Raw genomic sequence first — 22811 nt, forward strand, 5'->3', positions numbered from 1 at the left:
TCTGGCCCATGCCGAGGTAGTCGTTGGAGCACCATACGGTGATTTCCTGAGCGCGGCCGTTGGAACGCCAGATGGCGCGCGGGAACTTGCCCACGATGCGCTCGAGGTCGGCGAAAACGCGGTAGCGACGCTCGGCGTGGAGCTGGTCGATCGCATCTTCGAAGAACCGCTGATAGTTCATGTCGCCTTCCCAATTTTTGGCCGGATCATAGTCACTGCCCCAAGCCGCGTCCACCGGACCCAACCGGTCAAAATGCCACGCCCTTGCCCTGTTCCTAACGATGCCGGATCGTGGCCTATTCCCCGGGATGTGAACCAGCTTTGTTTCAGTACGATGCCTCGGGCGGGGGGAACTGTTACGGACTTAACATTCAGGGAGGGTAATGCATGTCGCCCAAAAGTGCGCAGCGGTTTTGGGAGGACGGCATGCATCAAACAATACAGGCTTGCGGCGGGGTTTCCAGCGTGGCGACTGTTGAGACAGTTTCCGATAAATCTTGATCAGCGAGGTAGATGATGACGGTTTTGGTGACGGGCGGTGCCGGCTATATCGGCAGCCACATGGTCTGGGAGCTTCTCGACGCTGGTGAAAGCGTCGTCGTCCTCGACCGGCTTTCCACCGGCTTCGAATGGGCGGTGGCGCCCGAGGGGAAGCTGGTCGTCGGCGACGTCGCCGACCGCGACCTGGTCGGCCGGATCATCCGCGAAAACAAGGTCGACGCCATCATCCATTTCGCCGGCTCGATCGTGGTGCCGGAATCGGTCGCCGATCCGCTCGGCTATTACGAAAACAACACCTGCAAGACCCGCACGCTGATCGAGACCGCCGTGCGCGAGGGCGTGCCGCACTTCATCTTCTCCTCCACCGCCGCCGTCTACGGGGGCGCCGGGCTGGAGCCGGTTCGGGAGGATGCGCGCCTGGCGCCGGAATCGCCCTACGGCCTTTCCAAGCTGATGAGCGAATGGATGCTGCGCGATGCGGCGCTGGCGCACGACATCCGCTATACGGCGCTGCGCTATTTCAACGTCGCCGGCGCCGATCCCAAGGGCCGCACCGGCCAGTCGACGCCCGGCGCCACGCATCTCATCAAGGTCGCCTGTGAGACCGCGCTCGGCAAGCGCCCCCTCATGCAGGTCTTCGGCACCGACTATCCGACACCGGACGGGACCTGCATGCGCGACTACATCCATGTCAGCGATCTCGCGGCAGCGCACCGGCTGGCGCTGCAGCGGCTGCGTGAGGGCGGGGAAAGCCTTGTCGCCAATTGCGGCTACAGCCACGGCTATTCCGTGCTCGAAGTGATCGACAGCGTGCGCCGCGCCTTCGGCCATGACTTCGACGTGCGCATGGGCGATCGCCGGCCGGGCGACGCCGCCGCCGTGGTCGCCAATTCCGAGCTTGCGCGCAAGGAGCTCGGCTGGACGCCGCAGCGCGACGATCTCGACCTGATCGTCAATGACGCGCTGGCATGGGAGCGCATGCTGACCAGCAAGAACTCGGTTCGGAGCTGACCTGTTGGGCCAAGGGCTCGTCCGGCGCACCGAGACGCGCTATGGGATCGCTGAGGGCGTTGTCTAAGCGCTGCGCCTGTTCGATCTGAGGACGGCATGAAGGTTCTGGTTCTTGGGGCCGGCGTGGTTGGCACGGCGGCCGCCTACTATCTGGCTAAAGACGGTCACGAGGTGGCCGTGATCGAGCGTCACGAAGCGACGGCGCGGGGCACCAGTCAGTCGAATGCCGGTCTCGTTTCGCCGGGCGACGCCACCGCCTGGGCTTCGCCCGCCGCGCTGAAGACCTTCCTGCGCGCGCTCTGGAACCACGACCTCGGCATCAAGGTCAGGCTGCGCCTCGATCCCTATTTCTATGCCTGGAGCCTGCGCTTCCTGCGCGAATGCACGGTGACGCGGCTGCGCGCCAACACCGACATCAAGCTGAGATTGGCGCTCCATTCGCGCGATTGCATCAACGCGTTGTCGGAGGCGACCGGCATCCGTTACGACGAGCGCAAGAAGGGCATTCTCTACTTCTTCCGCTCGCAGAGGAGCCTCGACACCGGCACCGACAATTATCGCTATCTGGCCGACCACGGCCTGCCGATCGAGATCGTCGGCCGCGACCGCCTGGTCGAGCTGGAGCCGGGCCTTGCCGGCGTGAAGGAAAAGATCGCCGGCGGCATCTATTCACCGATCGATCAGACCGGCGATTCCAAGCAGTTCACCGACAGCCTCGCCGCCTATGCCGTCGAAAAGCTCGGCGTGAAATTCCTGTTCGGCACGACGGTCGAGGGCCTCGATATCGAAGGCAATCGTGTGCGCGCCGTCATGACTTCGGCCGGCGCGGTCAGCGGCGACGCCGTCGTCGTCTCCATGGGGCCGGAAAGCGGCCTGCTCTGCCGCCGCTACGGCATCGATCTGCCGGTCTATCCGGTGAAGGGCTACACCGCGACGATTCCGCTGGAGGACGAAAGCAAGGGGCCGACCATGGGTGGCGCCGACGAGGATCGGCTGATCGGATATTCCAGGCTGGGCAATCGCCTGCGCATGTCCTCGACGGCCGAGTTCACCGGCTTCGACCGCAGCTTCAAGCCCGGTGATTTCAGAACCATCCTGGAAACCGGCAAGGACCTTTTCCCGGGCGCTTTCGACGAGAAGAAGGCGGTGTTTTGGGCCGGTCTACGGCCAATGATGCCGAACTCCGTGCCGGTCATTGGCCAGGCGAAATACCGCAACCTCTATCTCGACACCGGCCACGGCCATGTCGGCTGGACCATGGCCTGCGGCTCGGGACAATTCCTGGCCGACCTGGTCGCCGGCCGCAAGCCGGAGATCGATCCGCGGGGATTGCTTTACGGGACAAGACGCTGAGCGGTTGGCTTACGCCGTAACGATCTTCTGCCAGGCTCGCATATAGGCTTGCCAGGCCGGATCGGTCGGCGGGTCGGTCCGCTCGCCCTTGCTCATCGCGGGCGTGCCACTCGACGCCAGCAGCGCGGCGCCGATGCTGGTCCCGGTCGACGTCTCCGACGCGAGCGCCGGCCTCTCCGTCGCTGCAGCCAGCATGCGGATGAAAAGCGGGTTACGCGCGAAAGGTCCCTCGACGGTCGTCGGTCCGTCGCCGCGGATAAGCTCCAGGCAGGTCGCGGTCATCAGCGCCAGATAGAATGAGATGGCGGCGAAGCGCTGGCCGGGGCTTACGTCCTCCGCATCGACCCACTGGGCGTCGCGGCGCGGAAAGGGTCCGGAACCCAGCTGTGTGGAAGGCAGCAGCAAGACCTGCCGCGCCAGCACGGCGGCAACATCGTCATCCATCCACTCCTGCGGCTGGCCGTCGGTCAGCAGCGAGAACTCGCGGCCGCCCATGAAGCGCGCCGAGGGAACGGGATCGCCGAGCGCGTTGACGTTGACCAATGTGTCGCGCGCCGGATCGAGTTCCACTTTCTTGCCGCCAACCGCCATCGATACTACCCACGTGCCGGTCGAGACGACGCAGAAGGGCGGCCTGTCGGACAACAGATGCGGCAGCAGCGACGCGTTGGAATCGTGCAGGCCGCAGAAGACGGAAGTTGCGGGGTCGAGCCCTGTCCGTCGCGCCAGCACCGGCAGGATTGGACCAAGACGTTCTTTTGCCGGGCGCACCGGCGCCATCACCTGGCGCCAGCCCATCTTGTCGACCAGCGACGAATAGTCTGATGTCCAGGGATTCCACAAATCGGTGTGACAGCCGAGCGAAGTCGCCTCGTTGGCGGCAATGCCGGTCAGCCGCAGCGCCCAGTATTGCGGATACATCAGTATCGCGGCAGCCCTGCCGAATTCCGCCGGAAAGCGCTTTTGCAGCCAGAAGAACTGCGCACCGAGATTGAGGCCGACCGGCAGCCGTGGCGTGCCGGTCTCGGCGAAGGGCGGGCGGACGGCGTCATACTCCTCCGCCATCCGGTCGGGGCCGTCGAACTCATAGTCGAGCACCGGCAGCGCCAGTTCGCCCGATCGATCGACCAGCGCACCCGTGGCGCCATGCGTGGTGATCGAAATCGCATCGATCCGCCGTTCACGGTTGAGATAGGCGAGGCTGTTCAGGATGAACGTCCACAGCGCCTCGACATCGTGATGCGGGTAGGGCGCGTGCCGCACCGGCGCGTTCGCCATGCGGCGCAGCGCGATCTCACTCAGCGTCGTAAGATCGACCAGCGCTACCTTGGCATTGGTCTTGCCGATATCGATGACGGCGACAATCATGCCATATGGAACATCGTTTCGAGCGGCACTGCCAGCGGTTCGTTGTCGGCTTTCGTCTCCATCACGTCGGCCATATGCGCCCACCAGCGCTGCATCACCGGATGATCGGGCAGGTCGGCCATGCCGCGGTCGTCCTGCCGCCAAAGCACGCCGAACAGGATGTTGGTTTCCTCGTCGAGGTGGATCGAATAATCGGAGACGCCAGCCTGCTTCAGCAGAGCAACCAGCTCAGGCCAGATCTCGTCATGACGGCGCTTGTATTCGGCCTTCATGCCGGGGTTGAGCTTCATCTTGAAGGCATATTTTTCCATCAGGCGAAGCGTCCTTCGCGCAGCCGCCGCCAAACGATCGGCAGCGCAATGACGATGATCAGCAGCAGGCCGATGAAGATCGACATGACGATGCCCGGCACGTTGAGCAGGCCGAGGCCGAAGGTCACCAGCCCCATGATGAAGGCGGCGAGCACGACGCCCAAAATGCTGCCGGCGCCGCCGAGGATCGAGACGCCGCCCAGCACCACCATCGTGATCGCTTCGAGCTCATAGCCCTGCGCGATCGACGGCCGCGTCGAGCCGAGCCGCGAGGTGATCAGCACTGAGGCGATGCCCGACATCAGTCCGGTCAGGCAGAACAGGATGAACTTGATGCGGTCGACGCGCACGCCGGAAAACTGGCAGGCGACGGGATTGCTGCCGATGGCGAAGACCCGCCGGCCGAAGCTCGTGCGATGCAGCACGAACCAGTAGACCACGGCCGCGACGAGAAACAGCGCCAGCTCGAACGAGAAAACCCACCAGACATAGCCCTGGCCGAAGAAGGCAAAACTCTGCGGATAGCCCTTGTAGGCCTGGTCGCCGAGGATGATGAAGGCGATGCCGCGAAACAGGCTCATTGTGCCGATGGTGACGACGATGGAAGGCAGCCCGAGGCGGGTGACCAGCAGCCCGTTGAAGGCGCCGCAGCCGAGCCCCACGACGATCCCGATCGCCACCAGCACCGGCGTGCCGGCGCCGGCCTGCACCGCCATGCCCATCATCGTCGAGGCGAGCGCCACGATCGCCGCGACCGACAGGTCGATCTCGCCCGAGATGATCAGCAGCGCCATGGCAAGCGCGATCAGGCCCTTTTCGGTGAAGTTGAAGGTCAGATCCGACAGCGACCACGGATCAAGGAAATAGGGTGAGGCAAAGCTGTTCACCGCGAAGATAAGGGTCGCGATGATGACGAGCAGCGCCTCCCACGAGAAAATGGCCGAGGAGAGCGGCTTGTCGAGCCGGTCGGGGATGTGGCGCGGGGCAGGGGTATCGGTCATGCCGCTTCCGCCTTTCTCAGGATGATGCGGCCCTGCCGGCGCTCGCCGCGCGCGTTGAGCACCACGGCCAGGATGATGGCGCTGCCCGAGATCGCCATCTGCCAGAAGGGCGAGATGTTGATGACCGGCAGCGCGTTGGAAATGATGCCGAGGAACAGCGCGCCCAGCACCGCGCCGCCGACCGAGCCGATGCCGCCGGCGATCGAGATGCCGCCGATCACGCAGGCGGCGATGATGTTGAGCTCATAGCCGTTGGCGACTTCGACCGAGGCGATCACATAGCGCGATATCCACAGATAGCCGGCGAGCCCGCCGATCATGCCGGAAATGCAAAAGACGATGAATTTGGTGCGGCCGACATCGATGCCGGCATAGACCGAAGCGGTCGGATTGACGCCGATGGCGTGGATCGAGCGGCCGATCGCGGTCCGCGTCATCACCAGGAAGAACAGCGCGATCACGATGATTGCGATCCAGGACAGCACCGGCAGGCCGAGGAAGGCCGCGCGCTGGAAATTGATGAAGTCGGGGCTCATCTGATCGGCGTTGACCCAGGCGCCGCCGGAAACGACGAAAGTCGCGCCGCGATAGATGGTGAGCGTGCCCAGCGTCACCACGATCGAGGGAATGTTCAGCCGCCACACCAGGAAGCCGTTGATGGCGCCGAGCACCAGACCGACAGCGAGCGCGATGACGATGAGGACAGGGATCGGGATTGCCGGATGCGCGGCGTTGAGCATGGCCACCACCATGCCGGTGAAGCAGAGGTTCGACGCCATCGAGAGATCGATCGAGCGCGTCAGGATCACCGCCATCTGACCCAGCGCCAGGATCATCAGGATCGACGTGTCGTTGAACACCTGGCGCAGATTGGCAGGGTCGGCGAAGCCGGGAAAGCGCGTCGAGATCAGGCCGATCAGAACGACGATGCCGGCAAGCAGCCAGATCTCGCGGTATTTGAGGAAGTTCTTCATGCCGCGATCCCCGCTGCCGTCCGAACCAGCGTCTCGGCATCCAGGCCTTTGTCGTCGTAGGTCGCCGCGATACGGCCTTCACGCATGACCACCACGCGGTCCGACATGCCGAGGATCTCTGGCAATTCGGACGACACCATGATCACCGAAAGGCCCTGCGCGACCAGCTCGGCCATGAAGCCGTGCACGGCGGCCTTGGAGCCGATGTCGATGCCCTTGGTCGGCTCGTCGAGAATGATCACCTTGGGCGCTGTGGCCAGCCATTTGGCGATGACCACCTTTTGCTGGTTGCCGCCGGAAAGCGTGCCGACGTCCTGGCTGAGCGAGGAGGCGCGCAGGTCGAGGCGTTCGGTGTAGGAGCGGGCGAGCGAGAACTCTTCCGCCAGCCTCAGCACGCCGGATTTCGAGGTACGCTTCAGCGACGGCAGCGACACGTTCTGGAAAATCGGCAGGCCGATCACCACGCCCTGCTTGCCGCGCTCCTCCGGCACATAGACGATGCCGGCCTCGATGGAGTCCGCAGCCGATTTCGGCGCGATCGTCTGGCCGTCCAGAGAAATGGTGCCTCGGCTGGTGCGCGTGATGCCGGCAATCGCCTGCATCACCTCGCTGCGCCCGGCGCCGACAAGGCCATAGAAGCCGAGGATCTCGCCCTTGCGCAGCTCGAAGCCGATATCGTCGAATTCGGTCGGATGCGACAGGCCGGAGACCGACAGCACCGGCGCGCCGATCTTCGGTTCGCGCTGCGGGAAGATGTGGTCGACGTTGCGGCCGACCATCATGCGCACGATCTCGTTCTGGCCGGTGTCCTTCAGCAGGCCTTCGCCGACCATCTCGCCGTCGCGGAAGACGGTGTAGCGGTCGGCGATGCGGTAGATCTCATCGAACTTGTGGCTGATGAAGAGCACCGCCTTGCCTTCGCTCTTCAGGAATTCGATCAAGAGGAAAAGCTCCTCGATCTCCTTCATCGAAAGCGCGGCGGTCGGCTCGTCCATGATGACGATGCGCGCATCGATCGACATCGCGCGAGCAACGGCGACGAGGTGCTTGTTGGCGATGCCGAGATCCTTCAGCCGCGCATCGGCGTCGATATGGCTGGCGCGCATCGTTTCCAGCACCTCACGCGCATTTTTGCGCATGGTGCGCCAGTCGATGGTGCCGAAGCGGGTGCGCGGCGCGTGGCCGAGAAAGATGTTTTCGGCGACCGACAGGTCGTCGAACAGCACCGTTTCCTGATGGATGGCGGTGATGCCGTGGCCGAAGGCGGCATGCGCGCTGGGCAGTGTCGTCACCTGGCCATCGATGCCTATCTCGCCGGTATCGGGCTGGTAGATACCGGTCATGATCTTGACCAGCGTCGACTTGCCGGCGCCGTTCTCGCCGATCAGCGCCGTCACCTGTCCCGGATAGAGCGACAGGCTGACATTGTGCAGGGCGCGGACGCCCGGGAAACTCTTGGAGATGCCCGAGAGCGTCAGGCGGGGAGCCGCATTACCCTCCCCCTTGTGGGGAGGGTCGCGAACAACGTGAGCGGGGTGGGGGTTGTCTAGCATATTAAGTTGAGGTCCTGGTGTGTGGAGATGTCGCCACCCCCACCCCGTCTAGCCGGTATTGCTTCGCAAGACCGTCTCGCCGACCCTCCCCACAAGGGGGAGGGTACTGGCGTCTCAGATCAATAGATCTTGGAGAACTTCTCGATGTTGGTCTTGTCGAACTGGAAGGGCGGAGCCATCGCGGCCGAGTTGGTGTCGTCGAGCGTCACCTTGCCGACGCGGCCGATCGACAGCGTGGCGCCGGGCTTGGCTTCTTCCTTCTTCACCGCCAGGTCATGGGCGAGGTAGATCGCCGAGTAGCCGAGGTCGATCGGGTTCCACAGCGCGACCGCTTGGCTGGCGCCGTTGTCGATGAACTTCTTGAATTCCGACGGCAGCGCCAGACCGGTGACGTTGACCTTGCCGATCAGGTTCTCGTCGGTGACGACCTGCGCGGCGGCGACAACACCAACCGTGGTCGGCGCGATGATCGCCTTGAGGTTCGGATAGGACTTCAACAGGCCCTTGGCTTCGTCGGTGCTCTTGGCCGAGTCGTCATCGCCATAGACGGTGGCGACCAGCTTGATCTTCGGGAACTTCTCCGGCAGCACCTTCTTGGCCGCTTCGATCCAGGCGTTCTGGTTGGTCGCGGTCGAGGATGCCGAGAGGATCGCGACGTCGCCGCCTTCCGGCAGATAGTCGGCGGCAAGCTTGATGATCGTTTCGCCGATCAGGCCGGTGTCGGACGGGTTGAGATGGAGCTGGCGGCCCTCCTTGGCGACGCCGGAATCCCACGAGATGACGGTGATGCCGCGCTCCATCGCCTTCTTCAGCACTGGCACCAGCGCGTCGGCGTCATTGGCCGAAACGGCGATGGCATTGACCTTCTGCGCGATCAGCGAGTTGATCACCTCGATCTGAGCTTCCGCCGTCGCCTTGGTCGGGCCGGTATAGATGACGTCGACGTCGCCCAGTTCCTTGGCGGCTTCCTGAGCGCCCTTGTTGGCGGCGTCGAAGAAGCCGTTGCCGAGCGACTTCACCACCAGCGCGATCTTGACGTTTTCGGCATAGGCGGCATTCACGAACATGGCGGCGGAAAAGGCCGCCGTAACCAGCAGTTTCTTCAAAAAGCTCATCGAATATCCTCCCTTGAGCGTTGCATTTCCATCGCCGCTGCGGGCGTGAGTTTCCCTCAGGCCTGCAGTGAAGATTCTTCCTTGTCGCTTGACTGTTTGCGGGCGACGATCAGCGCCACGCCCGCTGTTTCGAGCATCTTGGCCTCGCGGTCCTCGATGCCGTCGTCGGTGATCACGGTTGCGATGCGCGACAGCCCGCATAGGATGAGACTCGAGCGCATGCGGAATTTCGAGGAATCGACCAGCACCACCAGCTCGTCGGCCTGGTCGATCAGCTTTTGCTCGGCCTGGATCAGCAGCGGATCGCCTTCCATCAGTCCGAGCGGCCCCAGGCCCTGCGCGCCCATGAACATGCGCCGCGCATAGAAATTGCGCGTCACGTCATTGTCGAAGGGCGACAGGATGATGTTTTGCTCGCGGTAGATCGTGCCGCCCGACAGCATCACCGTGTTCTTCGAGTGCTTGAGCAGATGCTCGGCGATCGGGAAGGAATTGGTGAAGATCGGCATGCGGCGGCCGGTCAGGAAATGCACCATCTGGAAGGTGGTGGTGCCGCCATTGATGATGATCGGCTCGCCGTCCGTGCATAGGTTCACCGCTTCCCGCGCGATCGACCGCTTCTGCGCGGCGTTCAGCGTTTCGTTGACCGAGAAGGGCCGGCCGGCAAGGCCGATGAACTGCGGCGGCGAGATCGCCTCGGCGCCGCCGCGCACGCGCCGCAGACGCTTCTGGACATGCAGTGCCGCGATGTCGCGCCGGATCGTCGCCTCGGAGGAGTCCGTCAGTTCGACCATTTCCTGCACCGTCACCACAGGCTTTTCCTGGACGGCGGACAGAATGATCCTGTGGCGTTCTTTTTCGTGCATGGTTCCTCCCTGCCTGAGCATCAGGCCTTAGAAAACGCGCAGTGTCAATCATTTCCGATCATATATTTTCATTGTGCAGTGCAATATGATCGATGTTGATCGTTTCTGATTGACAAGCGAAGCGCTTGCGTAGACATTCCCGGGCGAGAAATGAGGGGTGCGGCGTTCGCGCTCCAAGGGAGGATACCTATGCTCGACAAGCGCTCCGGCTCGCGCCTCGCCAATCTGTGGGACGATGCGAAAGCCGAAGGGATGAGCGGTCCAGAGCTCCTGGTCTATCGCTCGAACACGCTGGGGTCCGACAAGCGGGTCACCAACTATGGCGGCGGCAACACCTCGTCCAAGGTCTGGCAGAAGGACCCGCTGACCGGCGAGGACGTCGAGGTGTTGTGGGTGAAGGGCTCGGGCGGCGACAGCGCCTCGATCAAGCTCGACGGTTTCGCCACCCTCTACATGGACAAGCTGCACGCCCTGAAGGGCCTCTATCGCGGGCTTGCGCATGAGGACGAGATGGTGGGCTATCTGCCCCACTGCACCTTCAACCTCAATCCGCGCGCGGCCTCGATCGACACGCCATTGCACGCCTTCGTGCCGAAGGCTTGTGTCGACCACATGCATCCCGACGCCATCATCGCGATCGCCGCGGCCAGGGATTCCAAGGCGATCACGAAAGAGATCTTCGGCGAAGCCATAGGCTGGCTGCCATGGAAGCGGCCGGGCTTCGAGCTGGGCCTGTGGTTGGAGAAATTCTGTCTCGAAAACCCCGAAGCCAAGGGTGTCGTGCTCGAAAGCCATGGCCTGTTCACCTGGGGCGACACGCCGAAGGAGTGCTACGAAACGACGATCTCGGTGATCAACCAGGCGATCGAATGGTTCGAGCGCCGGTCCGAAGGCGTGGCGATCTTCGGTGGCAAAGTGGTGAAGTCGCTCGACGCGCCGGCGCGCCGCGCCATCGCCGCCAAGCTGATGCCGAGGATCCGCGGCCTGATTTCCGAAAAGAGCCGCAAGCTCGGCCATTTCGACGACCAGCCGGCGGTGCTCGAATTCGTCAATTCGAAGGATCTGCGCCCGCTGGCAGCACTCGGCACGTCCTGTCCCGACCACTTCCTGCGCACCAAGATCCGGCCGCTGGTGATCGAGTTCGATCCGGCAGATCCGGACGTCGACGCCGTCATCGCGCGCCTCGCCGACGACATTGCCGCCTATCGTGTCGGCTACCAGGCTTACTATGACAGCTGCAAGCATGCGGACTCGCCCGCCATCCGCGACCCCAATGCCGTCGTCTATCTGATGCCTGGCGTCGGCATGTTCACCTTCGCCGGCGACAAGGCCACCGCACGCATCTCCGGCGAATTCTACGTCAATGCAATCAATGTCATGCGTGGCGCCTCGACGGTCTCTTCCTATGTCGGCCTGCCCGCTCAGGAAGCCTTCGACATCGAATACTGGCAGCTCGAGGAGGCGAAGCTTCAACGGCTGCCGAAGCCGAAGGCGCTGGCCGGGCAGATCGCGCTGGTCACCGGCGGCGCCGGCGGCATCGGCCGCGCCACCGCCAGCCGGCTGCTGCGCGAAGGCGCCTGCGTGGTACTGGCCGATATCGATGAGGCGACGCTTGCCAGCGCCAACGAGGAGCTATCGAAAGCCTATGGCAAGGATTTCGTCCGACCGGTAATCATCAACGTTACCTCGGAGGACCAAGTTATCGCGGGCTTTGCCGAAACGTCGGTCGAATTCGGCGGCATCGACATCCTGGTTTCCAATGCCGGCCTGGCGTCCTCGGCGCCGATCGAGGAGACGACGCTGGCGCTCTGGAACAAGAACATGGACATCCTGTCCACCGGCTATTTCCTGGTCTCGCGCGAGGCCTTCCGGCTGTTCCGTGCGCAGAAGATCGGCGGCAACGTGGTCTTCGTCGCTTCCAAGAACGGGCTCGCCGCTTCGCCGAATGCCGCCGCATATTGCACGGCCAAGGCAGCCGAGATCCATCTTGCCCGCTGCCTCGCGCTGGAGGGTGCGGAAGCGCAGATCAGGGTCAACGTCGTCAATCCGGACGCCGTGCTGCGTGGCTCCAAGATCTGGACGGGCGAGTGGAAGGAGCAGCGCGCCGCCGCCTACAAGATGTCGATCGACGATCTCGAGGAGCATTATCGCTCGCGCTCGATGCTGAAGCGCTCGGTCTTTCCGGAAGACATCGCCGAAGCGATCTACTTCTTCGCCTCCGACATGTCGGCCAAGTCGACCGGCAACATCGTCAACGTCGACGCCGGCAACGCGCAGAGCTTCACGCGATAAGCCTTCCTTCTCCCCGTTCTACGGGGAGAAGGTGCCCGAAGGGCGGATGAGGGGCGGCGCCAGCCGAACGAGTACTGGGAGGAAATGCAGTGTCCGAGACTATTATCTCCGCTGACCTTGTTGCCAAACACAACGCCGCGCGCAAGGCCGACCTCGAGCGCGATTATACCTCGCTCGGCGCGCGGCTCGACCGCCGCGGCATCGCCATCGACGCCATCCGCGACAAGGTCGAGAAATTCGGCGTGGCGATCCCGTCCTGGGGCGTCGGCACCGGCGGCACGCGCTTTGCCCGTTTTCCCGGCGCCGGCGAGCCGCGCGACATCTTCGACAAGATCGAAGACTGCGCCGTCATCAGCCAGTTGACGCAGGCGACGCCGACCGTCTCGCTGCACATTCCGTGGGACAAGGCCGATCCGAACCGGCTGAAGCAGGCGGCCTCACGCTTCGGCCTTGGATTCGACGCCATGAACTCCAACACCTTCTCCGACGCCAGGGACCAGGAACGTTCCTACAAGTTCGGCTCGCTGTCGCATGCCGATGCCGGCACGCGCCGGCAGGCAGTCGAGCACAATCTCGAATGCATCGAGATCGGCAAGACGCTCGGCTCAAAGGCGTTGACGGTGTGGATCGGCGACGGTTCGAACTTCCCCGGCCAGGTCAATTTCGCGAAAGCCTTCGAACGCTATCTCGACGCCATGCGCGACATCTATGCCGGCCTGCCGGACGACTGGCGGCTGTTCACCGAGCACAAGATGTACGAGCCGGCCTTCTATTCGACGGTCGTGCAGGACTGGGGCACCAACTACATCATCGCCAAGGAACTCGGCGACAAGGCGTTCTGCTTGGTCGATCTCGGCCACCATGCGCCCAACGTCAACATCGAGATGATCGTGTCGCGGCTGATCCAGTTCAAAAAGCTCGGCGGCTTCCACTTCAACGATTCCAAATATGGCGACGACGATCTCGACGTCGGCTCGATCGACCCCTATCGGCTGTTCCTCGTCTTCAACGAACTGGTCGATGCGGAGCTGTCCGGCGCGGACGGCTTCGATCCTGCCCACATGCTCGACCAGAGCCACAACGTCACGGATCCGATCGAAAGCCTGATGCTGTCGGCGGTCGAGGTGCAGCGCGCCTATGCGCAGGCGCTACTGGTCGACCGCAAGGCGCTGGAAGGTTTTCAGGACGAGAACGACGCGCTGATGGCAACGCAGACGCTCAAAAGCGCCTATCGCATCGATGTCGAGCCGATCCTCGCCGTGGCGCGTCTAAGGACCGGCGGTGCCATCGATCCGGTCGCCGCCTACCGCGAAGCCGGCTATCGGGCCAAGGTGGCGGCGGAGCGCCCGGCGGTCGCAGGTGGTGGCGGCGGGATTGTGTGAGTCGAGCCAAGCCCCCTCATCCGGCCGCTTCGCGGCCACCTTCTCCCCGAGGGGAGAAGAGAGGTTGGCGTCGGCGCTGACGAGCTCCTCTCCCCTCGGGGAGAGGTCGGATTGCCCCGAATTGCCCTTTGCAATTCGGTTTTGGCAATCCGGGTGAGGGGGCCCTCTCCAACGCTGCTTCAATTGTCATTGGACTAACGCCCCCCGAAGGTCTTTCCTAGGCATCCCCGCCCCGGAGCCCCGCCATGCACCTCACCCGCCGGACGCTGATCGCCGTCAGCCTTTCCCTCACTTTTGCTTTCACCCCATCGGCCGTCGCCTTCGCTGCTTCGCCCACCCCTGCCAAGGGCGAGCATGGCATGGTGGTGACCGCCCAGCATCTCGCCACCGAAGTCGGCGTCGAGGTGCTGAAGAAGGGCGGCAACGCGGTCGATGCGGCGGTTGCCGTAGGCTACGCGCTCGCCGTCGTCTATCCCAATGCCGGCAATATCGGCGGCGGCGGCTTCATGACCGTGCGCATGAAGGACGGTCGCACGACCTTCATCGATTTCCGCGAACGCGCGCCTCTCGCCGCCACCAAGACCATGTATCTCGACAAGGTCGGCAACCCCGTGAAGGGCGCCAGCCTCGACGGCTATCTCGCGGTCGGCGTGCCGGGCTCCGTCGCCGGTTTCGAGATGGCGCGCGAGAAATACGGCACGCTGTCCAGGCAGGATCTGATGGCTCCGGCGATTGCCTACGCCAGGGACGGCTTCGTGCTCAACCAGGGCGACGCGGCTTCCTTCGCAGGCAGCGCCGACCGTCTGGCAAAGGACCCGGCGGCGGCCGCCATCTTCCTGAAAAAAGACGGAAAGCCTTACGGCATCGGCGAGAAGCTCGTTCAGCCGGACCTCGCCGCCTCGCTCTCGGCGATCTCGGAAAAGGGGGCGGACGCCTTCTACAAGGGCGCCATCGCCGATGCCATCGTCAAGGCAAGCAGCGCCAAGGGCGGCATCCTCGCCAAGGGCGATTTCGAGCAATATGCAGTGCGCGAGCTGAAGCCGGTGACCTGCGACTACCGCGGCTACGAGATCATCTCCTCGCCACCGCCGAGTTCGGGCGGCGTCATCATCTGCGAAATCCTCAACGTGCTCGAAGGCTACCCGCTGTCCTATCTCGGCTCCGGATCGGCCGAGACGGTGCATGTCATGGTCGAAGCCATGCGCCATGCCTATGTCGACCGCAACTCGGCGCTCGGCGATCCGGGTTTCGTCGACAATCCGGTTTCGAAACTGCTCGACAAGATTTATGCCAAGGACATCCGCGACAAGATCGATCCGTTCCGCGCCGGCGTGTCGAAGGATCTGATGCCGAAGGGTTTCGGCGAGTCGAAGGAGACCACCCACTATTCGATCATCGACAATGACGGCAACGCGGTCGCGGTGACCTATACGCTGAACGGCTCGTTCGGCGCCGGCGTCGTCGCCGACGGCACCGGCATCCTGCTCAACAACGAGATGGACGATTTCACCCAGAAGCCCGGCGTGCCGAACCTTTACGGGCTGGTCCAGGGCGAGGCCAACGCCATCCAGCCGAAGAAGACGCCTTTATCCTCGATGAGCCCGACGATCGTGACCAAGGACGGCAAGCCGTTCATGGTCATCGGCAGTCCGGGCGGCTCGCGCATCATCACCATCACGCTGGAGGCGATCGTCAATGTCATAGATCACGGCATGAACATCCAGCAAGCGATCGACGCGCCGCGCATCCATCATCAATGGTTGCCTGACACAGTCTATATCGAGCCGTTCGGGCTATCGCCGGACACGGAGAAGCTGCTCGCCGGCATGGGTTACCATCTGGACTTGAGTGGCGAGACCTGGGGTCAGGCTGCAGGCATTCTGGTCGGCGGCAAAAGCCTGGCGGAAATCGAGAAGGGCGGTGGCGCGCGCTACAACGGCGCAATCGACAGCCGCGCGGCCGCCGGCGAGGCATTGGGGTATTAGAGCATGCTCGGATAAGTCAAACGACCAGCGTGATCGTCGAAGCGATCAGCATAACGGCGGCGATGGCAACGAACAGCGCATAGATGCGCGGCCGGTCCAGCAGCAGCGCATTGCCCGAAATCCAGGCCGACGTGGCCCCGCCGAGCGCGAACAGGAAGCCGTTGCGGTGGCCGAAGGACATGGAGGCGGCCATCAGGCCGCCGATGATCAGCGCGCCGAACACGATAATGACGGCGACCGCGTATTTCTCGAAATCATTGCCGCCGCCCATCACCGGCCCCATCGCATTGAGATTGGGCAGGTCGTCCGGATCGTAAGGGTTGGTCGAGCCGTATTCGTCTTGACCGAGGGATTCGCGCATCATTCGTTCTCCGCTGAGCGGCAACAAACCATCAACGCCTGCCGAGCGCAACCCGGCAACGCCGTCACGGCGATGCGTTCGCCGAGCGTCTGATGCCAGCGTGCCACGGTTTCCCGGCAACACCAAACGATTGGCGTCGCCCAGAGGTTCCACGGTCTTGATCTATCTGGAAAAATCGCTGCGCACGATGCCATGCCGCTGCAGCTTGTCGTAAAAAGTTTTGCGCGGAATGCCGAGCGCCTCGATCGTGCGCCGGACGTCGCCGTCGTTGCGACCAAGTGTCTCGCGGATGATCTCGGCCTCGTAGCGATCGAGCCGTTCCGGCAAAGGCGTCGTGGCGCCGCTCTCCATTGCCGCAGGGGAAGGCAGTTCGGCAATGTTCTCCAGCCCGAGCACGAAGCGTTCAGCGAAATGGGCGAGTTCGCGCACATTGCCCGGCCAGTCATGTTCCCTCAGATGGCGCTGGACCGCGGCCGAAATTGCCGGCACGGCGCGGCGGAAGCGGGATGCGGCGCGCTCGGCGAAATAGCCGAACAACAGCGGCACGTCGTCCCGCCTTTCGCGCAGCGGCGGGATCGAAAGCGTCACCACATTGAGCCGGTAATAGAGGTCTTCGCGGAAATTGCCGCGCTGGCTCGCGTCGCCAAGATCGACCTTGGCGGCAGCGACGACGCGCAGGTCGACCGGGCGGATTTCATTGGTGCCGAGCGGTGTCACCTCGCGCATTTCCAGCACCCGCAGCATCTGCACCTGCGTCGAGGCCGGCATGCTTTCGATCTCGTCGAGGAACAGCGTGCCGCCGCTCGAATGCTCGATGCGGCCGACGCGCTTTTTCTGCGCGCCGGTGAAGGCGCCGGCCTCATGGCCGAACAGCTCGCTTTCGATGACCGTCTCCGGCAGTGTGCCGCAGTTGAGCGCGACGAAATTGCCCTTGGCGCGGCGGCTCCAGCGGTGCAGCAGGCTCGCCACCACCTCCTTGCCCGAGCCTGTCTCGCCGGTCACCAGCACGTCGACATCGGTGTCGGCGATTTGTCGAAGGGTGCGGCGCAACCGCTCCATGGCCGGCGTCTGGCCGATCAGCGGCAGCCCTTCCTGCGCCTGCTCGGCCGCTTCGCGCAAGGCGCGGTTCTCCATCACCAGCTGGCGTTTTTCGGCCGCACGGGTAACGCTCTGCGCCAGCCGGTCGGCGGCAAAAGGCTTGGTGATGAAGTCATACGCGCCGTCCTTGATCGCCTTGACGGCCATGCTGATGTCGCCATGTCCGGTGACGAGGATGACGGGAATGTCCGGGTCGAGGCGCAGCACGCGGTCGAAAAGCTGCAGCCCGTCGATCTCCGGCATCCGGATGTCCGACACTACGACGCCGGCGAAATTCCTGTCGAGCGCCGCCAGCGCTTCCCTTGCCATCGCGTAGGCCGACACCTCAAAGCCGGCAAGCTCCAGCGTCTGCCTTGTCGCCTTGAGCAGATCGCTGTCGTCATCGATCAGGATCACCGGCGCGGGATCGTCCTTCGTCATGCTGCGCCAGCTTTCGACAGATGGATGGTGAAGCGCGTGCCCTGGTCGCTGCTCGCCACTTCGATGCGTCCGCCATAGTCGGCGACGATGTCCTTGGAGATGACGAGCCCGAGACCGAGCCCCTTTTCCTTCGAGGTATTGAAGGGGCTGAACAGGGATTTCAGGATCGCGGGCGGGATGCCCGGGCCGTTGTCGGAAACGGCTAGCGCCACGTCCTCGGCGGTTTCGGCGGCGGAAACTTCGACCCGCGCGTCGTCGCGGCCCTCGAGCGCCTCCAGCGCGTTCTGAAAGAGGTTGATCAGCACCTGTTCCAGCCGCAGCCGGTTGCCCATCACCTTCAGCGCCGATGGCGGCAGCTCGATCGCCAGCGCATCGAGCCGGCCGGCGAAGCGGCTCCGGAGCAGCACGACGGCACCCTCGACGACGCTGCGCAATTCGACCGGCTCGGCGGCGGTGCGGCCCTTGCGGGCAAAAGCTTTCAGCTCCTCGGTGATCGAGCCGATGCGCTCGGTCAGCGCGGCGATGGCGCCCAGATTCTCCTCCGCCGGCGCGCTCTGCTTGCGCTCTAGGAAGACGCGCGCATTGTCGGCATAGGCGCGGATCGTCGCCACCGGCTGATTGATCTCATGTGCGACACCGGCGGCGACCTGGCCAAGGGTGGCAAGCCGGTTGGCCTGCACCAGCTCCTGCTGCATCACCTGCAGCTTCGCCTCGGTGCTGCGATGGTCGGCGATCTCAGCCTGCAGCCGGTCGCGCGCCAGGCTCAGATCCTGCGTGCGCTCGACGACTCGGCGCTCGAGCTCGGCGCGCGCGGCCTGTTCGGCGGCAATCCGCATCTGGCCGGATTGCCGGCGCCAGAGCAGATAGGCGGCAAACGCGAGGAGCGGCACCACCACGCCAAGCGCCAGCAGCCGCATTTCGCGCTGGGTCGAGGCGATAGGCGCTTCCGCGGGAACGAGATAGTCGAGCCGCCACGGCGTAGAAGGCACTGCCGTCGAGAGGCGGAGGTATTCCGCGTCGCTGCCGCCCGGCGTGATGGCATGGACCAGCGCGACGTCGGCGCTCAATGCCTGCGGACGGGTGATCGGCAAGGGCACCAGCGGCGCGTCGCCGAACTGCTGGCTTGCGCGGATCTCCGTCAGAACCGGAGCGGCCAACTGCGCCGTCGTCATTAGGCGCCAGGAGGGCACGCTGGTTACAAGCACGACGCCATGCTCATCGCTGACATAGGCCGGCCGGTTCGCCTCATGCCAGTCCGCTTCGAGCTGGTCGAACTCCATCTTGACCACGACGACGCCGAGCGGTGCCGCCGCGCTACCGACGCGGCGCGAAATGTAGAGGCCTGGACGCTTGCTGGTATTGCCGAGCGCGAAATATTCGGCGGTGCCGGACTGCATGGCGCCGGAGAAATAGGCGCGAAAACCGTAGTCGTTGCCGACGAAGCTTACGGGCTCGCGCCAGTTGCTGGAGGCGATCGCGAAGCCGTCCGTGCCGGTGACATAGAGCACCGAGGCCTTGGTGCCGGAGACCAGCCCTTCGAGCTTGCGGTTGAGCACATCGATCGAGGCAGGGCTGCGCTCGGTCAACGCGTCATGCACCTGCTGATCTTCCGACAGAAGCAGCGGCAGCGCGCGCGGATTTTCCAGCACGGCGCGCAGCAGCGCCACCTTGAGATTGGCGTCGGTGCGTCCTTGCGTGGCTAAAGCCTCGATCTCGGTCGAACGGCCATAGAGGCCGGCCCCGTAGAGCGCGGCCGCAATGATCGCGAGCGCCACCGCGGCGAACAGCAGCCACGCGCGACGCGCACGCCCGGCGAGCAGGTCGGGCGTCGAGGCGAGGGCAGCGGCAGGGCGTTGCAGCATGCCGCATCTGTGCATGATTTCGCACAAAGCACAATTCGACCTATGCGGATAATCGCACCATGCCCTTTAAGCTCCGCGGTGTGAGTTCGAAAAATCCAGCAAAATCAATGAAGAGAGACTCTAGGCGTCATCTGGCACGTGCGTTGCAAATGCATCCGCAGCAGTCGCGAGGCTGTGGAGGTCAACTGCCCCAGGGAGGTCGAGCTTTCGATCGGGGCTGAACGGAGGATATCATGCAGACAGCAATGGCTGCCGCCCAACCGCGCGGTAAGGTCCCCTTTTACCGGCATCTCTATGTGCAGGTCCTGGTGGCGATCGCCGCCGGCATCCTGCTTGGCCATTTCTATCCCGATGTCGGCGCCTCGCTGAAACCGCTTGGAGATGCCTTCATCAAGCTGGTCAAGATGGTGATCGCGCCGGTGATCTTTCTGACGGTGGCGACCGGCATCGCCGGCGTCTCCGACCTGCACAAGGTCGGCCGCGTCGCCGGCAAGGCGATGGTCTACTTCCTCGTCTTCTCGACGCTGGCGCTCGTCGTCGGCCTGATCATCTCCAACGTCATCCAGCCCGGCGCCGGCATGCACATCAATCCGGCGACGCTCGATCCCTCGAAGGTGGCGACCTTCACCGAGAAGGCGCATGACACGACCATCGTCGGCTTCCTGATGAACATCATCCCCGACACCATCACCGGCGCCTTCGCGCAGGGCGACATTCTTCAGGTCCTGTTCTTCTCGGTGCTGTTCGGTATCGCGCTGGCGCTGGTCGGCGAACGCGGCCGCCCGGTCGTCGATTTCCTGCAGGCGCTGACCGCGCCGGTCTTCCGCCTCGTCGCCATTTTGATGAAGGCCGCCCCTATCGGCGCGTTCGGCGCCATGGCCTTCACCGTCGGCAAATACGGTATCGGCGCGATCGCCAACCTCGCCTTCCTGATCGGCACTTTCTACCTGACCTCGCTGCTCTTCGTGCTGGTCGTGCTAGGCGCGGTCGCATGGTACAACGGCTTCTCGATCCTGGCGCTGATCCGTTACATCAAGGAAGAGCTGCTTCTGGTGCTCGGCACCTCGTCGTCGGAAGCAGCACTCCCCGGCCTGATGGCCAAGATGGAGCGCGCCGGCTGCAACCGGTCGGTGGTCGGCCTGGTCATCCCGACCGGCTATTCCTTCAACCTCGACGGCACCAACATCTACATGACGCTGGCGGCGCTGTTCATCGCCCAGGCGACCGACACGCCGCTCACCTTCGGCGACCAGATCCTTTTGCTGCTCGTCGCCATGCTGAGCTCCAAAGGTGCCGCCGGCATCACCGGCGCCGGCTTCATCACGCTGGCCGCCACGCTGTCCGTGGTGCCGTCTGTGCCGGTCGCCGGCATGGCGCTGATCCTCGGCGTCGACCGCTTCATGTCGGAATGCCGCGCGCTCACCAACTTCGTCGGCAACGCGGTGGCCACCATCGTGGTGGCGCGCTGGGAAGGCGAGCTCGACCAGAAGCAATTCGCCGCCGCCATGGCCGGCCAGTTGCCGGAAGAGGCGGACCTCGCGCTGTCCGGCGGTTTGCAGCCCGCCTGAAGCGATACACTGATCAGCATCCTCCCTCGATGCGCAGGTCGCGGCTTTCGCCGCGGCCTGTCCTTTTTGCCGGACGCCGCATAGGGTGGCGCGGCCCGGTGCTCCCACCGGTGCAACCATTCAGCCGTGAGGGCGGTCGATGAGCAGCGCGTTTCCCGAAATCTACCTGGTCCGCCATGGCGAGACGGAGTGGAGCGCCTCAGGCAGGCACACCGGCCGCACCGACATCCCGCTGACCGCGAAAGGCGAAGAAGCCGCGCGCGTCGTCGCCGATCGGTTCAGGGGGCTGACTTTCCAGGCGGTCTGGTCGAGCCCATCGCAGCGCGCCTTCGACACCTGCCGGCTCGCCGGTTTCGGCGAGCGCGCGGTCAAGAAATCCGAGCTCCAGGAATGGGATTATGGCATCTATGAAGGCGTGACGACCAAGGAGATATTGTCCAAGCGCCCCGGCTGGCAATTGTTTCGCGACGGCTGCCCTGACGGTGAGACGGCAGCCGATGTCGGCGTCCGGGCCGATGCCGTCATCGCCGGCCTACGCGCGGTTGCCGGCAATGTGCTTATCTTCTCCAGTTCGCATTTCCTGCGCGTGTTCGCGGCGCGCTGGATCGGCCTGCCGACGGAAGGCGGCGAGCATTTCGTGCTCGATACCGCCAGTCTCAGCATCGTCGGCTACGAGCATGACCTGACCGAGCCGGTCATCCGGCGGTGGAACCAGAAGTAAGTCCGGCATGATAGCAACTCAGGTGGCTCTGGGAGGCGAAACCCCTCAGCCTCGTCATTCTAGGGCGGAGCAAGGAGCGAAGCGACGCGGCGCAGACCCTAGAATCCATTCCGTTACCTACACGCGTCGCGGCGGTCCAGAATCACCCCTTGCACCGCCTTTACCCCTTGCCCGAAGTCACGGAATGGATCCTCGGGTCTGCGCGTCCGCTTCGCTCCCGCTCCGCCCGTGGATGACGAAGCTGAGGCGTTTCGGCTAGACTCTGACCATCGCCAGTTCCTCCACCGTCAGATGCCGCGCCTGACCCTTGGCAAGCTCGCCAAGCTGCAAGGCGCCGATTGCCACCCGCACCAGCCTCAGCACCTCGATGTCGAAAGCGCCGAGCAGCCTGCGGATCTGGCGGTTGCGGCCCTCGTCGAGCACGATCTCCAGCCATGCGGTGCGGCCGCCGCTGCGCAACAGCTTAATCGAGCTTGCGGTGAGCAACTCGCCGTCGACGGCAGTCCCTTGGCGAAAGCGTTCGAGTAGCGCCTCGTCGGTCGCCGAAGCGGTCTGGACGTGATAGGTCTTGGCGACATGCGAGGCGGGGTCGAGCAGCCCGTTCGCCCAGCGCGTGTCGTTGGTCATCAGGAGCAGGCCTTCGCTCGCCTTGTCGAGGCGGCCGACCGGCGAGACGAAAGGCAGGTCGAGCCCTGCCAGGCAATCATAGACGGTGCCGCGGCCTTCCGGATCGTCGCGGGTGGTGACCAGTCCACGCGGCTTGTTGAGCATCAGATAGACTTTGCGCTCGGCAATGACGCGCTCGCCGTCGACGGTGATGCGGTCGCGGTCGGGATCGATGCGCAGCAAGGCATCGCATACCGTCTTGCCGTTTACCTGAACGCGCCCCTCGGCGACCAGAAGCTCGGCCTGCGTGCGCGAGCAGAAGCCGAGCTTGGAGAGCGCTCGCGCGAAGCTGACCTTGCTGGCTGCAGATCGTCTGTCGGGTTGGCGTGCCAAGATATTGCTCTCGAACGGATGCCGCACCGCTTGTACCGACATATCGGCACAAGCTGGTTTGTCAGCGACC

Annotated in this window: 18 protein-coding genes and 1 pseudogene; 7 read left to right on the top strand and 12 right to left on the bottom strand. The window is 64.1% G+C overall.

All coding sequences use genetic code 11. The annotated features are described in order from the left end of the window. A pseudogene (locus tag RFM68_RS28255) lies at nt 1-181 on the bottom strand (5-aminolevulinate synthase); the annotation flags it as partial. A gap of 335 nt (nt 182-516) precedes the next feature. Between RFM68_RS28255 and galE the strand changes: the two are divergent. Together galE and RFM68_RS28265 are read left to right on the top strand one after the other, a co-directional pair. Further along, the gene (gene galE, locus RFM68_RS28260) at nt 517-1512 is read left to right on the top strand and encodes a UDP-glucose 4-epimerase GalE (RefSeq protein WP_320236375.1); all 996 of its coding nucleotides are present in this window, start codon (nt 517-519) and stop codon (nt 1510-1512) included. A gap of 96 nt (nt 1513-1608) precedes the next feature. Next, complete coding sequence (locus RFM68_RS28265; protein ID WP_320236302.1) at nt 1609-2865, top strand: D-amino acid dehydrogenase; 1257 nt, start codon at nt 1609-1611, stop codon at nt 2863-2865. 9 nt (nt 2866-2874) lie between these two features. Here the strand turns inward: RFM68_RS28265 and RFM68_RS28270 are convergent, their stop codons facing one another. The 7 genes from RFM68_RS28270 to RFM68_RS28300 form a co-directional block, all read right to left on the bottom strand. Then, complete coding sequence (locus tag RFM68_RS28270) at nt 2875-4233, bottom strand: FGGY-family carbohydrate kinase (RefSeq protein WP_320236303.1); 1359 nt, start codon at nt 4231-4233, stop codon at nt 2875-2877. Next, nucleotides 4230-4544: an L-rhamnose mutarotase gene (gene rhaM, locus RFM68_RS28275; protein WP_320236304.1), complete on the bottom strand. Its 315-nt coding sequence runs from the start codon at nt 4542-4544 to the stop codon at nt 4230-4232. The genes RFM68_RS28270 and rhaM overlap by 4 nt, the downstream gene beginning before the upstream one ends. Continuing rightward, complete coding sequence (locus RFM68_RS28280) at nt 4544-5545, bottom strand: ABC transporter permease (protein ID WP_320236305.1); 1002 nt, start codon at nt 5543-5545, stop codon at nt 4544-4546. The genes rhaM and RFM68_RS28280 overlap by 1 nt, the downstream gene beginning before the upstream one ends. After that, nucleotides 5542-6519, bottom strand: a complete 978-nt coding sequence (locus RFM68_RS28285; RefSeq protein WP_320236306.1) for an ABC transporter permease — start codon at nt 6517-6519, stop codon at nt 5542-5544. Before RFM68_RS28285 ends, RFM68_RS28280 begins: the two co-directional genes overlap by 4 nt. Then, nucleotides 6516-8072, bottom strand: coding sequence for a sugar ABC transporter ATP-binding protein (locus RFM68_RS28290; RefSeq protein ID WP_320236307.1), 1557 nt, complete (start codon nt 8070-8072; stop codon nt 6516-6518). The genes RFM68_RS28285 and RFM68_RS28290 overlap by 4 nt, the downstream gene beginning before the upstream one ends. A gap of 119 nt (nt 8073-8191) precedes the next feature. Next, nucleotides 8192-9187, bottom strand: coding sequence for a rhamnose ABC transporter substrate-binding protein (gene rhaS / locus RFM68_RS28295; RefSeq protein WP_320236308.1), 996 nt, complete (start codon nt 9185-9187; stop codon nt 8192-8194). Between the two features lie 56 nt (nt 9188-9243). Beyond that, nucleotides 9244-10053 carry a DeoR/GlpR family DNA-binding transcription regulator gene (locus tag RFM68_RS28300; RefSeq protein WP_320236309.1) on the bottom strand — a complete coding sequence of 270 codons (810 nt, stop codon included), beginning with the start codon at nt 10051-10053 and terminating at the stop codon, nt 9244-9246. Between the two features lie 189 nt (nt 10054-10242). Between RFM68_RS28300 and RFM68_RS28305 the strand changes: the two genes are divergently transcribed. From RFM68_RS28305 to ggt, 3 genes are all read left to right on the top strand, one after another. Then, on the top strand, nt 10243-12345 hold the full coding sequence (locus RFM68_RS28305) for a bifunctional rhamnulose-1-phosphate aldolase/short-chain dehydrogenase (RefSeq protein ID WP_320236310.1): 2103 nt from the start codon (nt 10243-10245) through the stop codon (nt 12343-12345). Between the two features lie 89 nt (nt 12346-12434). Continuing rightward, complete coding sequence (rhaI, locus tag RFM68_RS28310) at nt 12435-13727, top strand: L-rhamnose catabolism isomerase (protein WP_320236311.1); 1293 nt, start codon at nt 12435-12437, stop codon at nt 13725-13727. 245 nt (nt 13728-13972) lie between these two features. Beyond that, nucleotides 13973-15712 carry a gamma-glutamyltransferase gene (gene ggt / locus RFM68_RS28315; RefSeq protein WP_320236312.1) on the top strand — a complete coding sequence of 580 codons (1740 nt, stop codon included), beginning with the start codon at nt 13973-13975 and terminating at the stop codon, nt 15710-15712. A gap of 16 nt (nt 15713-15728) precedes the next feature. Here ggt and RFM68_RS28320 read toward each other — a convergent pair whose 3' ends face one another. The 3 genes from RFM68_RS28320 to RFM68_RS28330 all read right to left on the bottom strand — a co-directional run bounded on the left by RFM68_RS28320 (nt 15729) and on the right by RFM68_RS28330 (nt 19453). Next, entirely contained in the window at nt 15729-16076 is a 348-nt protein-coding gene (locus RFM68_RS28320) for a hypothetical protein (protein WP_320236313.1), read from the bottom strand. Nucleotides 16077-16235: 159 nt separating this feature from the next. Beyond that, nucleotides 16236-17591, bottom strand: coding sequence for a sigma-54-dependent transcriptional regulator (locus RFM68_RS28325; RefSeq protein WP_320236314.1), 1356 nt, complete (start codon nt 17589-17591; stop codon nt 16236-16238). Beyond that, nucleotides 17588-19453 (bottom strand): sensor histidine kinase, encoded by a 1866-nt coding sequence (locus RFM68_RS28330; RefSeq protein WP_320236315.1) that lies wholly within the window; start codon nt 19451-19453, stop codon nt 17588-17590. Before RFM68_RS28330 ends, RFM68_RS28325 begins: the two co-directional genes overlap by 4 nt. A 233-nt stretch (nt 19454-19686) precedes the next feature. On the opposite strand from RFM68_RS28330, the gene RFM68_RS28335 reads away from it, so the two are divergent. Together RFM68_RS28335 and RFM68_RS28340 are read left to right on the top strand one after the other, a co-directional pair. Then, nucleotides 19687-21021: a dicarboxylate/amino acid:cation symporter gene (locus RFM68_RS28335; protein WP_320236316.1), complete on the top strand. Its 1335-nt coding sequence runs from the start codon at nt 19687-19689 to the stop codon at nt 21019-21021. A 139-nt stretch (nt 21022-21160) separates the two neighbouring features. Beyond that, a complete protein-coding gene (locus tag RFM68_RS28340; RefSeq protein WP_320236317.1) occupies nt 21161-21742 on the top strand; it encodes a histidine phosphatase family protein in 582 nt (193 codons plus the stop codon). 255 nt (nt 21743-21997) lie between these two features. Here RFM68_RS28340 and RFM68_RS28345 read toward each other — a convergent pair whose 3' ends face one another. Then, on the bottom strand, nt 21998-22783 hold the full coding sequence (locus RFM68_RS28345) for a pseudouridine synthase (RefSeq protein WP_430694959.1): 786 nt from the start codon (nt 22781-22783) through the stop codon (nt 21998-22000). Nucleotides 22784-22811: the final 28 nt, after the last annotated feature.

Origin of the sequence: Mesorhizobium montanum (assembly GCF_033977145.1) — a bacterium.
In the GTDB taxonomy this organism is placed as follows: Bacteria; Pseudomonadota; Alphaproteobacteria; order Rhizobiales; family Rhizobiaceae; genus Mesorhizobium; species Mesorhizobium montanum.